The sequence below is a fragment of the Microbacterium sp. LB12 genome, from assembly GCF_037150835.1.
Taxonomy (GTDB): domain Bacteria; phylum Actinomycetota; class Actinomycetes; order Actinomycetales; family Microbacteriaceae; genus Microbacterium.
Genome location: NZ_JBBCPF010000002.1, coordinates 152870 through 168631, shown reverse-complemented (window position 1 = coordinate 168631; position 15762 = coordinate 152870). Strand labels below are relative to the sequence as shown.

Annotated in this window: 17 protein-coding genes; 5 read left to right on the top strand and 12 right to left on the bottom strand. The window is 68.8% G+C overall.

Translation table 11 applies throughout. The features are described from left to right. The 8 genes from WFM69_RS05315 to WFM69_RS05280 all read right to left on the bottom strand — a co-directional run bounded on the left by WFM69_RS05315 (position 1) and on the right by WFM69_RS05280 (position 7767). The gene (locus WFM69_RS05315; protein ID WP_337002423.1) at positions 1-729 is read right to left on the bottom strand and encodes an amino acid ABC transporter ATP-binding protein; all 729 of its coding nucleotides are present in this window, start codon (positions 727-729) and stop codon (positions 1-3) included. Continuing rightward, complete coding sequence (locus tag WFM69_RS05310; RefSeq protein WP_337002421.1) at positions 726-2201, bottom strand: amino acid ABC transporter substrate-binding protein/permease; 1476 nt, start codon at positions 2199-2201, stop codon at positions 726-728. Before WFM69_RS05310 ends, WFM69_RS05315 begins: the two co-directional genes overlap by 4 nt. 127 nt (positions 2202-2328) lie before the next feature. Beyond that, positions 2329-2868 carry a GNAT family N-acetyltransferase gene (locus WFM69_RS05305; protein WP_337002419.1) on the bottom strand — a complete coding sequence of 180 codons (540 nt, stop codon included), beginning with the start codon at positions 2866-2868 and terminating at the stop codon, positions 2329-2331. Positions 2869-2935: 67 nt separating this feature from the next. Then, positions 2936-4516, bottom strand: a complete 1581-nt coding sequence (locus WFM69_RS05300; protein ID WP_442928395.1) for an MFS transporter — start codon at positions 4514-4516, stop codon at positions 2936-2938. Further along, a complete protein-coding gene (locus tag WFM69_RS05295) occupies positions 4513-5139 on the bottom strand; it encodes a PadR family transcriptional regulator (protein ID WP_337002417.1) in 627 nt (208 codons plus the stop codon). The genes WFM69_RS05300 and WFM69_RS05295 overlap by 4 nt, the downstream gene beginning before the upstream one ends. Positions 5140-5216: 77 nt before the next feature. Beyond that, entirely contained in the window at positions 5217-5765 is a 549-nt protein-coding gene (locus WFM69_RS05290) for a GNAT family N-acetyltransferase (protein WP_337002415.1), read from the bottom strand. Positions 5766-5817: 52 nt separating this feature from the next. Next, positions 5818-6501: a response regulator transcription factor gene (locus WFM69_RS05285; protein WP_337002413.1), complete on the bottom strand. Its 684-nt coding sequence runs from the start codon at positions 6499-6501 to the stop codon at positions 5818-5820. Between the two features lie 21 nt (positions 6502-6522). After that, entirely contained in the window at positions 6523-7767 is a 1245-nt protein-coding gene (locus tag WFM69_RS05280; RefSeq protein WP_337002411.1) for a sensor histidine kinase, read from the bottom strand. Positions 7768-7996: 229 nt separating this feature from the next. Here WFM69_RS05280 and WFM69_RS05275 point away from each other — a divergent pair, with 229 nt between their 5' ends. Then, on the top strand, positions 7997-8836 hold the full coding sequence (locus WFM69_RS05275) for an Ltp family lipoprotein (protein ID WP_337002409.1): 840 nt from the start codon (positions 7997-7999) through the stop codon (positions 8834-8836). Positions 8837-8926: 90 nt separating this feature from the next. Then, entirely contained in the window at positions 8927-9805 is an 879-nt protein-coding gene (locus WFM69_RS05270) for a phosphoribosylaminoimidazolesuccinocarboxamide synthase (RefSeq protein ID WP_337002407.1), read from the top strand. A 7-nt stretch (positions 9806-9812) separates the two neighbouring features. Here WFM69_RS05270 and WFM69_RS05265 read toward each other — a convergent pair whose 3' ends face one another. Both WFM69_RS05265 and WFM69_RS05260 read right to left on the bottom strand, forming a co-directional pair. Further along, positions 9813-10202 (bottom strand): type II toxin-antitoxin system VapC family toxin, encoded by a 390-nt coding sequence (locus tag WFM69_RS05265; protein WP_337002405.1) that lies wholly within the window; start codon positions 10200-10202, stop codon positions 9813-9815. After that, on the bottom strand, positions 10199-10462 hold the full coding sequence (locus WFM69_RS05260) for a type II toxin-antitoxin system VapB family antitoxin (RefSeq protein ID WP_337002404.1): 264 nt from the start codon (positions 10460-10462) through the stop codon (positions 10199-10201). The genes WFM69_RS05265 and WFM69_RS05260 overlap by 4 nt, the downstream gene beginning before the upstream one ends. A 110-nt stretch (positions 10463-10572) precedes the next feature. Here WFM69_RS05260 and WFM69_RS05255 point away from each other — a divergent pair, with 110 nt between their 5' ends. Then, the gene (locus WFM69_RS05255; RefSeq protein WP_337002402.1) at positions 10573-11901 is read left to right on the top strand and encodes a uracil-xanthine permease family protein; all 1329 of its coding nucleotides are present in this window, start codon (positions 10573-10575) and stop codon (positions 11899-11901) included. A 44-nt stretch (positions 11902-11945) separates the two neighbouring features. Here the strand turns inward: WFM69_RS05255 and WFM69_RS05250 are convergent, their stop codons facing one another. After that, positions 11946-12614, bottom strand: coding sequence for a TetR/AcrR family transcriptional regulator (locus WFM69_RS05250; protein ID WP_337002400.1), 669 nt, complete (start codon positions 12612-12614; stop codon positions 11946-11948). A gap of 128 nt (positions 12615-12742) precedes the next feature. Here WFM69_RS05250 and WFM69_RS05245 point away from each other — a divergent pair, with 128 nt between their 5' ends. Together WFM69_RS05245 and WFM69_RS05240 are read left to right on the top strand one after the other, a co-directional pair. Further along, complete coding sequence (locus WFM69_RS05245) at positions 12743-13615, top strand: DUF1266 domain-containing protein (protein WP_337002398.1); 873 nt, start codon at positions 12743-12745, stop codon at positions 13613-13615. After that, positions 13588-14649: a hypothetical protein gene (locus tag WFM69_RS05240; RefSeq protein ID WP_337002396.1), complete on the top strand. Its 1062-nt coding sequence runs from the start codon at positions 13588-13590 to the stop codon at positions 14647-14649. The genes WFM69_RS05245 and WFM69_RS05240 overlap by 28 nt, the downstream gene beginning before the upstream one ends. A 96-nt stretch (positions 14650-14745) precedes the next feature. On the opposite strand, the gene WFM69_RS05235 is transcribed toward WFM69_RS05240, so the two are convergent. Continuing rightward, positions 14746-15741, bottom strand: coding sequence for a LacI family DNA-binding transcriptional regulator (locus tag WFM69_RS05235; protein ID WP_337002394.1), 996 nt, complete (start codon positions 15739-15741; stop codon positions 14746-14748). Between the last annotated feature and the right edge of the window lie 21 nt (positions 15742-15762).

The window sequence follows — 15762 nt, the reverse complement described above, 5'->3', positions numbered from 1 at the left end:
TCAGAGCACCTTGGAGAGGAAGTCCTTCAAGCGCTCGTTCTTGGGGGCGCCGAACAGCTCGGCGGGCGGAGCCTCCTCGACCACGACACCGGCATCCATGAACACGGTGCGACCGGAGACCTCGCGCGCGAAGCCCATCTCGTGCGTCACCAGCACCATGGTCATGCCGCCGGAGGCCAGATCGCGGATGACCTGCAGCACCTCGCCGACCATCTCCGGGTCGAGAGCGCTCGTGGCCTCGTCGAACAGCATGATCTCGGGATCCATCGCCAACGCACGGGCGATCGCCACACGCTGCTTCTGCCCGCCGGAGAGGGATGCCGGCTTCGCGTCCGCCTTCTCCGAGAGGCCGACCCGATCCAGAAGCGCCAGCGCCCGCTCACGCGCCTCGGCCTTGGAGAGCTTGCCGAGTTCGACGGGGGCGAGCGTGATGTTCTCCAGCACGGTCATGTGCGGGAACAGGTTGAAGTGCTGGAAGACCATGCCGATGCGCTGACGCACCTCGTCGAGCTTGACGCTCTTGTCGGTGAGGTCGACGCCGTCGATGACGACATGTCCCGATGTGGGCTCCTCGAGCTTGTTCAGGCAGCGCAGCAGAGTGGACTTGCCCGACCCTGACGGACCGATGACAGCGACGACCTCGCCGTCCTGCACCGTGAGGTCGATGCCCTTGAGCACCTCGTTGGCGCCGAACGACTTGTGGAGGTTCTTGACCTCGATCTTGCTCATGCGTTGAACTTCCTCTCCAGGCGGTTCGCGAGCAGCGTCAGCAGCGTGATCACGACGAAGTAGATGACGGCGACGATGGTCAGCACCTGCGCCGACAGATACGTCGAGGCGATGATCTGACGCGACACGAAGGTGAGCTCCGCCAGGCCGATGACGCTGATCAGGGACGTGTCCTTGAGGGTGATGATGCCCTGGTTGACGAACGACGGGATCATGATGCGGAACGCCTGCGGGAGCACGACCTTCTGCATCGTCTTCCAGTGTCCGAGACCCAGCGAGCGGGAGGCCTCTGCCTGGCCGGGGTCGACGGCCTGGATGCCGCCGCGGATGATCTCGGTCATGTACGCACCCGTGTTGAGCGAGAGCGTGATGGCGCCCGCCACGAACGGGTTGAAGGTGAGCCCGGGGAACAGCTGCGGGATCGCGAAGAACACGAAGAACGCCTGGATGAGGATCGGGGTCCCGCGGAAGACGTAGACGTAGGCGGTGGCGATCCACCGGAACGGCGCGAACTTCGAGATGCGCCCGAACCCGAACACGAGGCCCAGGATGAACGCGGCCACGATCGCGACGATCGTCGCGAGGATGGTGAGCCACAGGCCCTCCATGAGTGCGGGCCAGTACTGCGCGGCGACCGAGAAGATGTCGGTCGGCTGCGCGGACTCCTCGCCGCCGGAGAGGTAGGTGTCGACGATCTTGTCGTACTCGCCCGAGGCCTTGAGGTTGGCGAGTCCCGCGTTGAACATCTCGATCAGCTCGGGGTTCTGCCCCTTGTTCACCGCGAACCCGTACTCGCCGCCGAGCTCGGGATCGCCGACGAGGCGGAACCCGGAGCCCTGCTGGATGCCGTACGCCAGCACGGGGAAGTCCTCGAAGTAGCCGACCGCCTGGCCGGCCTTGACGGCGTCGACCATGTCGGTCGTGTCCTGGTAGGGAGTGACCTTGAAGCCGTACTCGTCCTTGTGCTCGTCGGCGAAGGTCTGACCCTGCGTGCCGGTCTTCACCGCGACCGTCTTGCCGTCGAGGTCATCGAGGGAGTGGATGTCGCTGGCGTCGAGCACGCCCAGCTGGATGCCGCTGGTGAAGTACGGCTCGCTGAAGTCGAACGTCTTCTGCCGCTCGTCGGTGATCGACATGCCGGCCATGACCGCATCCACCTGGTTCGACTGCAGTGCCTGCACGGCGGCGTCGAATCCGAGCTGGCGGATCTCGACCTCGAAGCCCTGATCCTTCGCGATCGCGCGGAGCAGGTCCATGTCGATGCCGACCAGCTCACCGTCTGCATTCGTGAACTCGAACGGCGCGAAGGTCGTGTCAGTGCCGATGACGTACTTGTCGCCGGCGGCGGTCGCGGGCACGGCGGCGCCTGCGACGACGGCCCCGGCGGCGATGAACAGGGCGAGCATGGCCGCGCCCGCGCGACGCACAACAGTGTGCAGTCGTCGGGTCGCGGAGGATGGATTTCGGCTCACGTCGAGTGCTCCTCGGGGATGGGAAAGGCGACCCGGCGGCCGCCGACCATCCACCCTAACCCCGCGCCGACGGTCGACCGGAATTCTAGGAGGGGCGCGCAGACGCCGATCGAGAGCGTCAGGAGGGTCAGCGCGGAGCGAGCTCGATCCAGTAGCGCCGCACCCTCGGCAGGCCCGGCTCCGGAGCGTCGACGACGTCTTCGAGCACGCCGCCGGCCCCCTCGATCGTGCGGTATGACGCGATGTTGTCGTCGTCGCAGGTGAGGAGCACGCGATCGTACCCGTCGGCGCGGGCGGCCCGCAGCGCGAGTCGCAGGGCCGCATGCACGATCCCCTCACGTCGGCGCGAGGGGATCACCGAGTACCCGATGTGCCCACCGAAGTTGCGCAGGTAGTCGTTGAGCTCACGACGGAAGGAGAGGAAGCCGACCACCTGGCCGGATTCGGTGATCCAGTAGTGGTCGCAGGGCACGTGCCCCTCCGGCAGCACGGCACCGGGTGTGGCGTAGACGGCTGCCTTCTCGACGAACGCCTGACACGCGGCCCGGTCGGGCACGAGACCCTTCTCGGACCCGCCGCCGGCGATGTGACCGCCGTCGAACTCGGCCACCGCGGTGGCCCAGGAGTCGAAGAGGTCGATGCTCGGTCGGGAGAGTGCGATCGTCATCGCCCGATGACACCAGAAAGGGTGCCGTGTCCGCAAACCGACGGACACGACACCCCTTCTGATGCGCCTACTCCGCCGGTGCGGGAGCGGACGGGGCGGACACCGCGGCGTCCACCTTGTCGTAGCGGCCGAGGAACAGCGACGCGATCAGGGCGATGCCCATGACGCAGGCCGGGAGCAGGATCGACTGCGCCATGCCGGCAGCGAAGCCGTCGGCCACCTGCGGCGGAAGGGTGCCGCCGGTCGAGATGCCCGCAGGAGCGTCCGCGAGACCGGGGAGGTTCGCTTCCAGGCGAGACTGCATGAACGCGGCGATGGACGCCGAGCCGATGACCGAGCCGATCGTCCGGGTGGTGTTGTAGATTCCCGCACCGGCGCCGGCCTGGCGCGGCGGCAGCTTGCGCGTCGCAGTGGTGGCGAGCGGCCCCCACATGCCGGCGTTGCCGATGCCCATCAGCGCGGACGGCAGCAGGAACATCCAGATCGGGGTGTCCATGTTGATCAGCGCCGAGTACCAGAGGAGTGCGCCGGCGACGCACAGCAGACCAGGGATGAGGATGATGCGCGGATCCACACGGTCGAGCAGCTTGCCCGCGCTCGGCGCCAGGACGCCGGAGAGCACGGCCATCGGGATGAGGAGCAGCGCCGCCTCGGTCGGGGTGAGTCCTCGTGCGGTCTGCAGGAAGAACATCATCGGCAGCGACATGCTCGTCACCGTGAAGCCGACCGCGGCGATCGCCACGTTGGCGCCCGAGAAGTTGCGGTCGCGGAACAGCGCCAGCGGAACCAGCGCCTCGCTCTTGGTGCGGGCCTGCTGCAGGATGAACAGTCCGAGCACCACGATGCCGACGATGATCAGGCTCCACACCGAGATGGGACCCCAGATCACACCCCAGTCGTACTTCTCGCCCTCCTGGAGCCCGAACACGATGAGGAACAGGGCCACGGCGCTCAGCACCACGCCCACGATGTCGAAGCGGTGCGGGTGCGTGGCGAGCTTCGGGACCAGACGCCAGGCGAGCACGAAGGCCACGATGCCGACCGGGATGTTGACGAAGAAGATCCACTCCCAGCCGAAGCCGTCCACGAGCAGACCGCCGACGAGCGGGCCGACGAGTGTCGCGACACCGGCCGTGGCTCCCCACAGCCCCATGGCGGCGCCGCGACGCTCGGGCGGGAAGGTACGGGTGATCACGGCCATGGTCTGCGGTGTCATGAATGCGGCACCGAGACCCTGCACGGCGCGGGCGACGATGAGGCCGTCGAGCGTGGTCGACAGTCCGCACCAGAGCGAGGCGAGCGTGAAGACCGCGAGGCCGATCAGGTAGATGTTCTTCGGGCCGAAGCGGTCGCCGAGGCGTCCGGTGATCAGCAGCGGCACGGCGTAGGCGAGCAGGTACGCGCTCGTGACCCACACCACGTTGTCGAGGTTGTTGGTGTTCGGGTCGAGAGCGGCCTTGATGGCCGGGTTCGCGACCGAGACGATCGTGGTGTCGACGAGGATCATGAAGAAGCCGATGACCAACGCCCAGAGGGCGGGCCAGGGGCTCTTGGGCTTGTGGCCGACGGAGTAGGTGCCGGTCGACGGACCGGACGTGGAGGGCGCGGACACCGGCGGGCGGTCTCCGTCGCGGGTGGGATCGGTCATTGCTGTGCGGCCTTTCGCTGTGCGCGGTAGCGGTCTGAGTTCTGGAATGCCGTGGGACCCCACGGCAGGCTTTGGGCCTCGAGGCGATTGAGGAGGGAGTCGAGCCAGCGCAGCTCGGCCTTCAGCAGGGCTTCCTGACGTTCGATCTCGACGAGCACCTGCTCGGGAACGTTTTTCTCCCTGGCCCGCACCAAGCCGTCCCGGTGCCGGGCATGATCGTCGACGAGAGCACCCCGCCGCGCGCGCAGGAGGTCGACGACCTCAGGACGCTCGAGGTTGTGGGCCTCGGCGAGCGCGATGCGGAAATCGGCAGGGCGATCGACGCGTGGCAGCTCCCGTCGCACCCACGTCACGACCGCGTCGCGCCCGGCATCCGTGAGGGAATAGGTCGTTCGTTCGGGACGGTTGCCCTCGCGATCGATGCCCAGCTCGTCGATCAGCCCCGCCCGATGCAGGCGCGAGACCGTGTGGTAGAGCGTGCCGTTGGTGATCGTGAGCAGTCGGTCGTCGTGGCGTGCCCGCATGAGCCGGACCATCTCATAGGGGTGCATGTCGCCCTCGCGCAGCAGCGCGAGCACCATCACCCCCATGGGAGTGAGCCGGTCGACGGCATCCTTCTTCATGACCCACCTCAATTAGTCCATGTGGACTATACGCCCTTTTCGGCTCGGCGAAAAGCCACCCGGCGGGACGTGCGTGTTCAGAGCGAGGCCGCCGCGAGCTGCACCAGGCTGAGCGGGCGATCGGCGTAGACCAGGCGCCACACGGACGGATCGGGGTTGCCTGCGTCCGGAGCCCGGTGCACGAGTTCGAGCCCCACCTTCTCTGCCACGCGCGCCGAAGCCCGGTTGTGCTCGACGAGGTAGGCGATCACCGGGCGGTCGGGGTCGACCGCCCGCGCGTGCTCGATCGCCGCGAACGAGAGCTCGGTGGCGTAGCCGTTCCCGTGATGATCGGCCGACAGCCGGTAGCCGAGGTTCCACACCTCGCCGCCGAGCAGAGTGCAGCCGCCATAGCCGATGATCTCCCCCGTGCCGCGCACCCGCACGGACCAGGGACCGAGCCCGGCACTCTCCCAACTCGACGCCCAGCGCGCCATCATCGCCGCCGTCTCCTCGGGCCGGACATGCCGAAGGCTCGGATAGTGGGTCCACACCCGTGCGTCGGCGGAGATCGCGAACAGCGCATCGAGATCCGCGTCCGTCGGTCGCGAGAGCCGGAGGCGCGAGGTGAGGACGTCGGCGGTCATGCGACCAGGCTAGGACCCCGCACCGACACGGGTGCGGGACCGTCGCGCCGGGTCAGACGTCGCGCGGACCCAGTCCCGCGCGCTCGAGGATCACGCCGACCTGGACGCGGTTGCGCACACCGAGCTTCGCGAACACCTGCTCGAGGTGCGTCTTCACGGTGCCCGCGGAGATGTGCAGTTCGACCCCCACCTCCTGGTTCGTGGCACCGGAGGCGACCAGGGTCGCGACATCGCGCTCACGGTCGGTGAGCCCGGCGATGCGCGCGTTCGCCGCCTGCCGTCCTGCGCCACCCTCGGCCTCGACGGCGCGACGCACGAGCTGCGCCGTGCTCTGCGCCGAGAACACCGTGTCGCCGAGGGCGGTGCGGTGAATGGCATCCACGATCCGCGCCGGGGACTCGTCCTTCAGCAGATAGCCGCTCGCACCCGCGAGCAGCATCCGCATCAGCTGCCCTTCCGCATCGATGCTGGTCATCGCCAGCACCCGCGCGCTCGACTCGGCCACGATCGTCGCCGTGGACTGCGCCCCGTCGACCCCCGGCATCCGCACGTCCATGAGCACGACATCCGGGCGGTGCCGACGCACCAACTCGATCGCCGCCGCCCCGTCCGGCGCCTCTCCGACGACCTCGATGGCGGGATCGACCGCGAGCACGAAACGGAACCCGTTGCGGATCAGCGGCTCGTCATCGACGATCAGGACCCGGACACGAGAGTCGACATCGGCAGTGACCACGCACCGAGCATATCGACGCGGTCAGCCGCGCTCCTGCCACGGCAGGCTCACGTCGACGATGAACGATCCCTCGAACTCGCCGATCCACGCCTCCCCGCCGAGCGAGACAGCGCGCTCCCGGATCCCGACGATCCCGTTGCTGCCTCCGGGCACCGCGGAACGACCACCGGGGACGAGCGGATTGACGACGCGCAGCCGTGCACCCTCCGACGGCGAGACATGGACGAACACGTCGATCGCGGCGCCGGGCGCGTGCTTGATGGCGTTCGTCAGCGATTCCTGCACGATGCGGTGAACGGCGCTGTCGAACAGCGCACCGGTCCGCTCAGGTGATTCGATCACGACGAACGAGGTGATCGGCTGCCCGCCCGCGCGCACATCCGCGAGGAGGGACCCGATCGCACGCATCGTCGCCGGTGGTGCGAGCGCCGCGTCGTGCGGGCTCCGCAGCTCGCCGATCAGGCCGCGCATGTCCTGCAGCGCCGCGTGGGTCTGCTCACGCACCGTCTTGGCCATCTCGCTCGCATCGCCGTGTCCCGCCGCCGCCTCCAGCGCGCCGGCATGCAACGACACGACCGAGAGCCGATGAGCGAGTGCATCATGCATATCGCGCGCGATCCGCTCCCGCTCCGCCTGACGGGCGGCCTGCTCTGTGAGAGCATCCGCCCGCTTCACCACCGTGTCGGCGCGCCGATCACTCCGCTCGGCCCGTTCGCGACTGCGCGAGATCGCCACGATCCCTGCGGCGACGCCGAGCGACAGCGCTGCGCACACGAAGGACGCCAGTGCCCAGCCCAGGTCGTCGAGCGCACCGATGCGCGTCGTGAGGAACCACGGGAGCGCTCCACCCCACGGCGACAACAGCTCTCGCAGGGCGAATACCAGCACGCCGAGGCCGACGAGCGTCGCCGTCAGCCGCAGCTTCGCCGGGCGGCGACGCACGAAAGCCACGGCGCCGACCAGGAGGAGGAGATAGGAGACGCCGATCGCGGCGAGCACTGCGCCCGCCACCAGCGGGATCACCGGGTGACGGCCGCGCCAGAACACCGTGACCCAGGCGCAGATCACCACGATTGCGAGGAATCCGCCGAATCCGGTGACCTTGACGTCGCCGCCGTCGACTCCGGGGAACGTCGCCGCCCCCGGGACGTTGATGATGCCGCAGATGTCGATAGCGCCGCCCACGACGGCGAGCGCGATGCTCGACGCGGCGCCGCGCGCACGACGCGCCGTCGTCGGCGTGCCCGGGTTGATGGATGACGTCACACCCCAGAGCGTATTGGTCCGGCACACGCGCATCGTCCACCGACCGGCTGCGGCCGACTCCCCCGAACGGCAGAGCCGATGATGGCCGCACGACCGATCCCCGGGGTATCCCTCCGCTGGGACGCTTCCTTCAGCGGGGCCGATCCTCGCCCTGCTTCACCTGCATGCACCACCCGCCCGATTCGGCGGGAGCTGCGACCCTCACCCACCGAGCACAAGGACCCGTCACATGACCTTCGACAACAACAGCCAGATCCCGCCGTCCGCACCCGGCCCGATGCCCACCACGCCCCCGGTCGCCTCCGCGTCTGCTCCCGGTGCTCCCGCCCCCGCGGCGATGCCGGTCGGGGAGAAGTCGTTCCTCACCACCTGGCTGCTCGCCCTGCTGCTGGGAGTCCTCGGCGTCGATCGCTTCTACCTCGGCAAGGTCGGCACGGGAATCCTGAAGCTCATCACGTTCGGCGGCCTCGGCATCTGGGCGCTGATCGATCTGATCCTGGTCCTGACCAACTCGACCCGCGATGCCAAGGGGCTCGCCCTGGCCGGCCACCGGGAGCACAAGAAGGTGGCATGGATCGTCACCGGGGTCGTACTGGTCCTCGGCATGATCAGCGGCGGGGTCAATGCCGCGCAGCGCCCGTCGCTTCCGGCATCCGACGCCCCCGTGGTGAGTACCCCGACGGCCGATCCCGCCGACGAGCCCACCGAGGAGATGACCGAGGCGCCCGTCGAGGAGGAGAAGGAGCCTGAGGCGCCGGCAGTCCCGGCGGAGTACGCGTCTGCACTCGTCAAGGCACAGCGCTACTCCGACATCATGCACATGAGCAAGGCCGGCCTCTACGACCAGCTCACCTCGGAGTACGGCGAGAAGTTCACCGCGGAGGCCGCGCAGTACGCCGTGGACAACGTGAAGGCGGACTGGAACGCCAACGCACTCGCGAAGGCGAAGAGCTACCAGGAGACGATGGCGATGTCGCCCTCGGCGATCCACGACCAGCTGACGAGCGAGTACGGCGAGAAGTTCACCGTCGAGGAAGCCGACTACGCGATCGCGAACCTCAACGGCTGAGCGCCGACGCTGCCGGGAGGAGAGATCTCGCTCCGCCCGGCAGCGGCGTCTCCGCGCGAGACCGGCCGGGGCATCTGGGAAGATGAGCGGGTGAGCACTCCTGCAGAAGGCACAGCACAGAGCATCCCCGGCTGGCGGCACATCTATTCGGGCAAGGTCCGCGACCTCTACGCGTCGGAGGACCCTGCGGACACCCGCATCCTCGTCGTCGCCTCCGACCGGGTGAGCGCCTTCGACTTCGTGCTCTCCCCCGGCATCACCGACAAAGGCGCCCTGCTCACGCGGCTGAGCCGCTGGTGGTTCGACGAGCTCGCCGCCTTCTCGAACCATCTCGCCGAGGGCGAGCTCCCGGCCATCGTCGCCGACCGCGCCATGCTCGCGCAGTCCCTCGAGATGCTGCCCATCGAATGCGTCGTGCGCGGCTACATCACCGGGTCCGGCTGGGCCGAGTACCAGGAGAGCGGCACCATCTGCGGCATCCCGCTGCCCGCCGGCCTGCAGAACGGCGACCGCCTGCCCGAGCCGCTGTTCACCCCGGCGTACAAGGCGCCGATGGGCGAGCACGACGAGAACATCACCTTCGCACGCGCCGTCGAACTGGTCGGCGAAGAGCGAGCGACCGAACTGCGCGACACCTCGCTCGCGATCTACGCGCGGGCCGCCGAGATCGCGGAGGACAAGGGCCTGATCCTCGCCGACACCAAGTTCGAGTTCGGGACGGATGCCGACGGCACCCTGCGCCTCGCCGACGAGGTGCTCACGAGCGACTCCTCGCGCTACTGGGACGCGGAGGCCTGGCGCACGGGAGACACGCCGAGCGCGCGCATGGCGAGCTTCGACAAGCAGATCGTGCGCGACTGGCTCGCCACGAACTGGGACAAGCAGGGCGAGCCGCCACTGCTGCCGGACGACGTGGTCGAGCGGACGGCCGCCCGCTACCGCGAACTGATCGACCGCCTGGGCGCCTGAGCCCGCGCTACTCCACGCGCCGCACGTCGGTGTGGATGAAGTCGTCACCCTTGAAGAGCAGCGGCTCGTCGCGACTGATCGCGAGCGCGTACGAGAAGCAGTCGCCGTAGTTCAGACGCGCCGGGTGTCCGGAGCCGCGGCCGTACCTGAGATAGGCATCGCCCGCCTGGCGGGCCTGGGCCTCGTCGAGCGGAACCACTGTCGCTCGCGCCAGTTCCAAGAGCTCATCGAGGGCGCGTGCCTTCGCCTCGCCACCCTTGCCGCGGAGCACGATCAGGGACTCCGTGAGCGTGGCCGCCGACAACGAGAAAGAGCGAGATTCCAACGCACCACTCAGTTCATCGGCGCCAGGCTCAGCCATCAGCACAGCCACCAGCGCTGAGGAATCGACGATCACCGCGGCATCCCCGTCTCGTCGTACAGCTCGTCCATGATCTCCTCGGTGGTACGACCCGTTTCGGGAAGCTGCTGCGCCCGGCGGATCACCGCACGGATACGACGACGACGTTCCTGCTCATCGTCAGACCGCTGCTGCGTCAGCTCGGCGATACGCCGCCGCACCGCGTCTTCCACGGCGCTGGTCTGGCTCTGCCCGGTGAGCGCCGCGAGCTGCCGCACGAGCTCGTGCGTCGTCTCGTTCTTGATGTTCAGGCTCATGTCTACCATTCTACCCAGGGCTTCTACCCTGGTAGACACGCTCAGGGAAAACTCAGGAATCGGTAGTGTTGCTCCAGCACTCCCGACATCCCCAACCCTGAGGAGCCCGCATGGCCCTGTGGAAGCTGCACGGAAACGGCCGCACGGTCGAGCCCGGCGCCGTCGTCCGTCCCGATGAGCGCCTGAACTGGCCCGCGACGATCACGATCGGACTCCAGCACGTCGTGGCCATGTTCGGTGCGACCTTCCTCGTGCCGATCATCACCGGGTTCCCGGTCGCCACCACACTGCTGTTCAGTGGTGTGGGCACGATCCTGTTCCTCCTGATCACGCGCAACAAGCTGCCCAGCTACCTCGGCTCGTCGTTCGCGTTCATCGCTCCGGTCACCGCGGCCACCGCGTCCGCGAACATGGGCACGGCGCTGGCCGGCATCGTCGCGGTCGGCGTGCTCCTGGCGATCATCGGCGTCGTCGTGCACACGGTCGGCGTCAAGTGGGTCGACCGCTTCCTGCCGCCGGTGCTCGCTGGCACGATCGTCGCCCTCATCGGGTTCAACCTGGCCGGGGCCGCGCACAACAACTACGCCGCCGCCCCCGTGACGGCCACGTTCACGCTCGCCATCACCATCCTCTTCGCGGTCGTGTTCCGCGGCTTCCTCGGCCGCATCTCGATCTTCCTCGGCGTGATCGCCGGGTACATCTTCGCGGCGTTCCGCGGCGAGCTGGACTTCGAGGCCGTCGAGAAGGCGGACTGGATCGGCCTGCCCACCTTCACGCTCCCGAACTTCACCGAGCCGGGCACCCTCACCGCGCTCGCCATGTTCCTGCCGGTCGTGCTGGTGCTCATCGCGGAGAACGTCGGCCATGTGCGCGGCGTCGCGACCATGACGGGCGATGCGACGGTCAACGAGCAGACCGGCAAGGCGCTCATCGCCGATGGCGTCTCGACCACCCTCGCCGGCTTCTTCGGCGGCTCCGGCACCACGACCTACGGCGAGAACATCGGCGTCATGGCATCCACCCGCGTCTACTCCACGGCCGCGTACTGGGTCGCGGGAGCGGCGGCGATCCTGCTCAGCCTCTCGCCCAAGTTCGGCGAGGTCATCAACTCGGTGCCCGCGGGCGTGCTCGGCGGCGTGACCACGGCCCTGTACGGCCTCATCGGCGTGATCGGCATCAAGATCTGGGTCGACAACCGTGTCGACTTCTCGCGCCCGGTCAACCAGTACACGGCGGCCGTCGCGCTGATCATGGCCGTCGGCGGTTTCATGATCAAGGACGAGGCGTCCGGGTTCGAGCTGGGCGGCATCGTCATCGCCACCGTCGCGGCCATCCTCATCTACCACCTGGGCAACCTCATCGCCCGCTTGCGCAAGACCGGCGCCGACGACCCGAAGCCGCTCGAGGCGGTCGGCCCGCTCGGCGGCGACCCCTCCTGAGGACGTGACGAGCGGAGCAGGGTGTCGCGCCCGGCTCCGCTCGCTCACCGCGCGGGACGGTCGAGCGCCGCGGTCGCGCGCGGACGCGGTTCGCCATCGCGCAGAGCCGACGCGGTCGGGAGTGCGGCGGCCGGCTCCGGCAGGTCGTAGCGTCGGTGGATCCAGCGCCGCGCATCCTCGAGCGGGTACGTGTCGCCGAAGACCGCGAACTTCACGAAGATGCCCTCGAGCGTGCTGCGCAGCATGATCTCCTCGAGCGCCGGATCCTCGGCACCCCGGGCACGGAACAGGTCGCGCACCGCGTCTTCCGCCGCAGTCGCCGCCTCCTCGTGCCGCGCCTCGGACTCGGCGAACAGTCGATGCGTCGAGGGCTGCTGCTGCATCGCGAGCACCGCACGCTGCAGGGGAAGCGCGTAGGCGGTCGCCGTCAGCGCGCCATCGATCACCGCGGCGAGCATCTCGTCGGGCGTGCCCTCGACGCGGGCGAAACCGAGCACGGTCTCGAACCAGCGGTCGATCACCGCGGACACGAGCTGCTCCTTGCCCCCGAAGTGGTAGTTCACCAGCCCCTGGGCCACGCCGGCGCGCGTCGTGATATCGGCGATGCTCGCCCCGCTCACGCCGCGTTCGCCGAACGCCTCGATCGCCGCCTGCAGGATGTTCTCCCTGGCGCGTTCACGGGCCAGCCGGTTCTGCTCGTCGGAGCGTGCCATGTGGCATCCACCTCCAGAGATTCGCCGGCCGTCTTCCCGATTCGTCCCCCCGCCGTATAGATTACTCACTGAATGTTCGTTCAATCTATGGATGGACACGGATTCACCCCTCCCCAGGAGCACACCCCATGCACTCTTTCGCGAGCGTCGACTTCAACAGCATCACGTCCATCTTCGAGTGGCTCATCAGCCAGTGGTGGTCCTGGGCGATCGTCGGCGCCGTGGTGCTGTTCTTCCTGGTGATCTGGATCCTCCCCGATGCGAAGGTCAAGGCCTCGCCCGACTACTCGACCACCGATACCGAAGCCGACGAGATCGCGCTCGGCTTCCTGCAGATCGTCAACCTCCCCTCGGGCCACTGGAACGACCCGAAGGCCTCCATCCTCGGCGACCGGGAGAAGAAGGTGCTCGTCGACCAGTGGGGCGTGCACACCCGCGAGGAGTGGCTGGCGAACATCGAGCGGCTCGCCACCGTGCGGCGCCGACGCGAGGTGTGGGTGCTCTACCTCGCCGTGCGCGCCGAGCTCGCCGAACGACTGGGACGCACCCCGAAGGCGAAGGAATGGCTCGCCGCGATCGTGCAGGAGGGCGGCGACAAGCGCGACGCCCGCACCTTCGTCACCTCGATCGAGTACTCCGAGGCCCAGGTGCGCAAGCGCGTGGGCAAGGACATCGTCACCCCCGACCTGTTCGTGCGCACGCTCGACGGCTACGCGCTCGGCCAGGCCGTCGCCATGACGACGTGGGGTGTCGCGCTCGGTCACGGCGACGTCGCCGAAGCCCGCGAGATCATCCACCGCATCAACGTGGAGGGGCGTCCGGCGTTCACGTCCTGGGCCGACTTCGGCCTCAGCTACATCGTGGGCCGAGTCATGCACTGGTCCGACGGCAACGTCGACGAGAAGTCGTTCGAGAAGTTCGGCGACGGCTGGTCCGACTTCAAGGCCGCGGCGACCGCGAAGCGCAACGGCCCGTGGGCGACGCTGTCGTGGAGCCTGTAGCCGTCGACCTGGGACCGCTGCGACGAAGCGCAGGACTCCGCGACATCCTCACCTACGAGCGCATCTGCGGCATCCCGCCGCACCGCCGGTTCCTCACGATCCTGGTCGCCGTGCTGCTGTTCGCCGCGGCGATGCTGTTCGGCCTGTGGTTCCTCGGGCGCAGCGACATCCTCGCCGTGTCGCCGATCCTCGCCGTGTTCGTGATCGGCTACACGGTGCTCGCCGCCGTCGGGTTCCTCTGGTGGGCCGTGGGGCTGAGCCGGCGGGTCAAGGTCGCGGCCTTCGCGTGGCGGAACGGATGGGCATACGCCGATGCGCTCGAGCGCACTCGACGTCCCGGTGCTCCGTTCGCCCGGGTCGTCCACGGCCGCGAGCGCGCCGTCGTCGCGTGCGACGACGAGCGGATGCCGTTCGAGCTCGGTATGCACCACTCGGTGTCCCGCGGCGACCAGCGGGCCACGATCCAGCGCCCGTTCGCCTTCATCGAGTTGCCGCTGCCCTCGCCCGTGCCGCACATCGTGCTCGCCAACCGGAAGCGCAGCGTGATCCCCACCCTCGGGCTGGGTCGGGGAGCGGCGCGGATGGATCTCGAAGGCGACTTCGCCCGGACGTTCCGCCTCATCGTTCCCGAAGGATACCAGCAGGACGCGCTGTACATCTTCACACCCGACCTGATGGCGCGCGTGCTCGACCTCGGTTCCGGGGCGGAGATCGAGCTCGTCTCCGACCGGCTCTACGCGTACCTCCCCGGCAGCACCCGGTTCGACCGCGCCGACACGATGGCCGCCGCCGTCACCCTCGCCGAGGAGTTCCACCGTCGCTTCGCCGCCCGCACCGCGCAGTACCGCGACGACAACGCGGGCGAGATCGCGGCCAGGGCGGGAGTGGCGGTCGGGCTGCGCGGGCAACGGCTCGGGGGTAGCGGGATCTCGGTCGTCGCGGTCGCGGGCACGGCCGCGGTGCTGCTGCTCTCGGCCGGGCTGACCGCGTTCACCCTGTTCGGCGGTGACCTGCTGACATCGATCTTCGGCTGACGCGTTCAGCCGCACCCAGACGCACGGTTGCGTTCCTGGCCCGGAGGGGGCGCCAGGAGCGCAGCCGTGTTCATCCCCTCCGTCCGCCGACCGGGGTCAGGCGGAAGCGCGGACCACGAGCTCGGTCGGCAGGATCGTCGTCTGCGGCGGATCCTCCCCCGCGAGACGCGACAGCAGCACCTGCGCCATCGCCTCACCCTGCGCGTACATCGGCTGACGCATCGTGGTCAGCTGCGGGTCGGTGGTCACGGCCACCGAGGAGTCGTCGAAGCCGACCAGGGCGATGTCCTCCGGCACGCGCACGCCCGCCGCGCGGAGGGCGGTCAGTGCACCGCGGGCCATCAGGTCGCTGGCGACGAAGATCGCGTCGGGACGTCCGCCGCCGAGGAGCCGCCGCGCAGCCTCCGCGCCGCTCGCCTCGCTGTAGTCGCCCTCCTCCTCCGCGTAGGGAGTGAGTCCGGCATCCTTCAACGCCGCACGGAAACCCTGCACGCGGTCGGCCGAGGCGACCATGGTCAGCGGGCCCGAGATCGTCGCGATACGCGTGCGGCCGATGTCGACCAGACGTCGAGTGGCGTTCTCCGCCCCCGCGACGTTGTCGACATCGACCACGTAGTCGCTGGACCGTCGATGCTCCGGGCGCCCGCCGAAAACGACCGGCACGGCGTCGGCGATCCGGTCGATGAACGCGTCGCTCGTGTGATGCGACACGATGAGTGCCCCGTCGACGCCGCCGTTGCGCACGAAGCTGGTCATCTTGTCGCCGGGGTCGTCGCTGGCGATGAGCAGGTTGAGCAGGTAGTCGGAGCCGCCGAGGGCGCCCGTGATACCCGCGACGATGGCCGCGAAGAACGGGTCGCCGAAGAATCGCGTGGTGTCCTCCGGCACGATCAGGGCGATGGCGTGCGTCTGCCGAGACGCCAGCGAGCGGGCCGCCCGGTTGGGCACGTAGTTGAGCTCGTCGATCGCCGCGCGGACGGCGGCGAGGGCCTCCGGGCTCACCGCCGTCGACCCGTTCACGACACGCGACACCGTCGACCGGGAGACACCGGCGGCGGAAGCCACCTCTTCGATGGTCGCCCGTGACGACATCACCGTACGCTCTCTTCCATC

Excerpts from the sequence above, each read along its gene's own strand:
- WFM69_RS05250 (WP_337002400.1), bottom strand. The coding sequence starts at position 12,614 with ATGGCACGCTCCGACGAGCAGAACCGGCTGGCCCGTGAACGCGCCAGG.
- WFM69_RS05305 (WP_337002419.1), bottom strand. The coding sequence starts at position 2,868 with ATGACGATCGCACTCTCCCGACCGAGCATCGACCTCTTCGACTCCTGG.
- WFM69_RS05245 (WP_337002398.1), top strand. The coding sequence starts at position 12,743 with ATGCACTCTTTCGCGAGCGTCGACTTCAACAGCATCACGTCCATCTTC.
- WFM69_RS05315 (WP_337002423.1), bottom strand. The coding sequence starts at position 729 with ATGAGCAAGATCGAGGTCAAGAACCTCCACAAGTCGTTCGGCGCCAAC.
- WFM69_RS05235 (WP_337002394.1), bottom strand. The coding sequence starts at position 15,741 with ATGTCGTCACGGGCGACCATCGAAGAGGTGGCTTCCGCCGCCGGTGTC.
- WFM69_RS05295 (WP_337002417.1), bottom strand. The coding sequence starts at position 5,139 with ATGAAGAAGGATGCCGTCGACCGGCTCACTCCCATGGGGGTGATGGTG.
- WFM69_RS05260 (WP_337002404.1), bottom strand. The coding sequence starts at position 10,462 with ATGAGCCTGAACATCAAGAACGAGACGACGCACGAGCTCGTGCGGCAG.
- WFM69_RS05290 (WP_337002415.1), bottom strand. The coding sequence starts at position 5,765 with ATGACCGCCGACGTCCTCACCTCGCGCCTCCGGCTCTCGCGACCGACG.
- WFM69_RS05255 (WP_337002402.1), top strand. The coding sequence starts at position 10,573 with ATGGCCCTGTGGAAGCTGCACGGAAACGGCCGCACGGTCGAGCCCGGC.
- WFM69_RS05275 (WP_337002409.1), top strand. The coding sequence starts at position 7,997 with ATGACCTTCGACAACAACAGCCAGATCCCGCCGTCCGCACCCGGCCCG.
- WFM69_RS05300 (WP_442928395.1), bottom strand. The coding sequence starts at position 4,516 with ATGACCGATCCCACCCGCGACGGAGACCGCCCGCCGGTGTCCGCGCCC.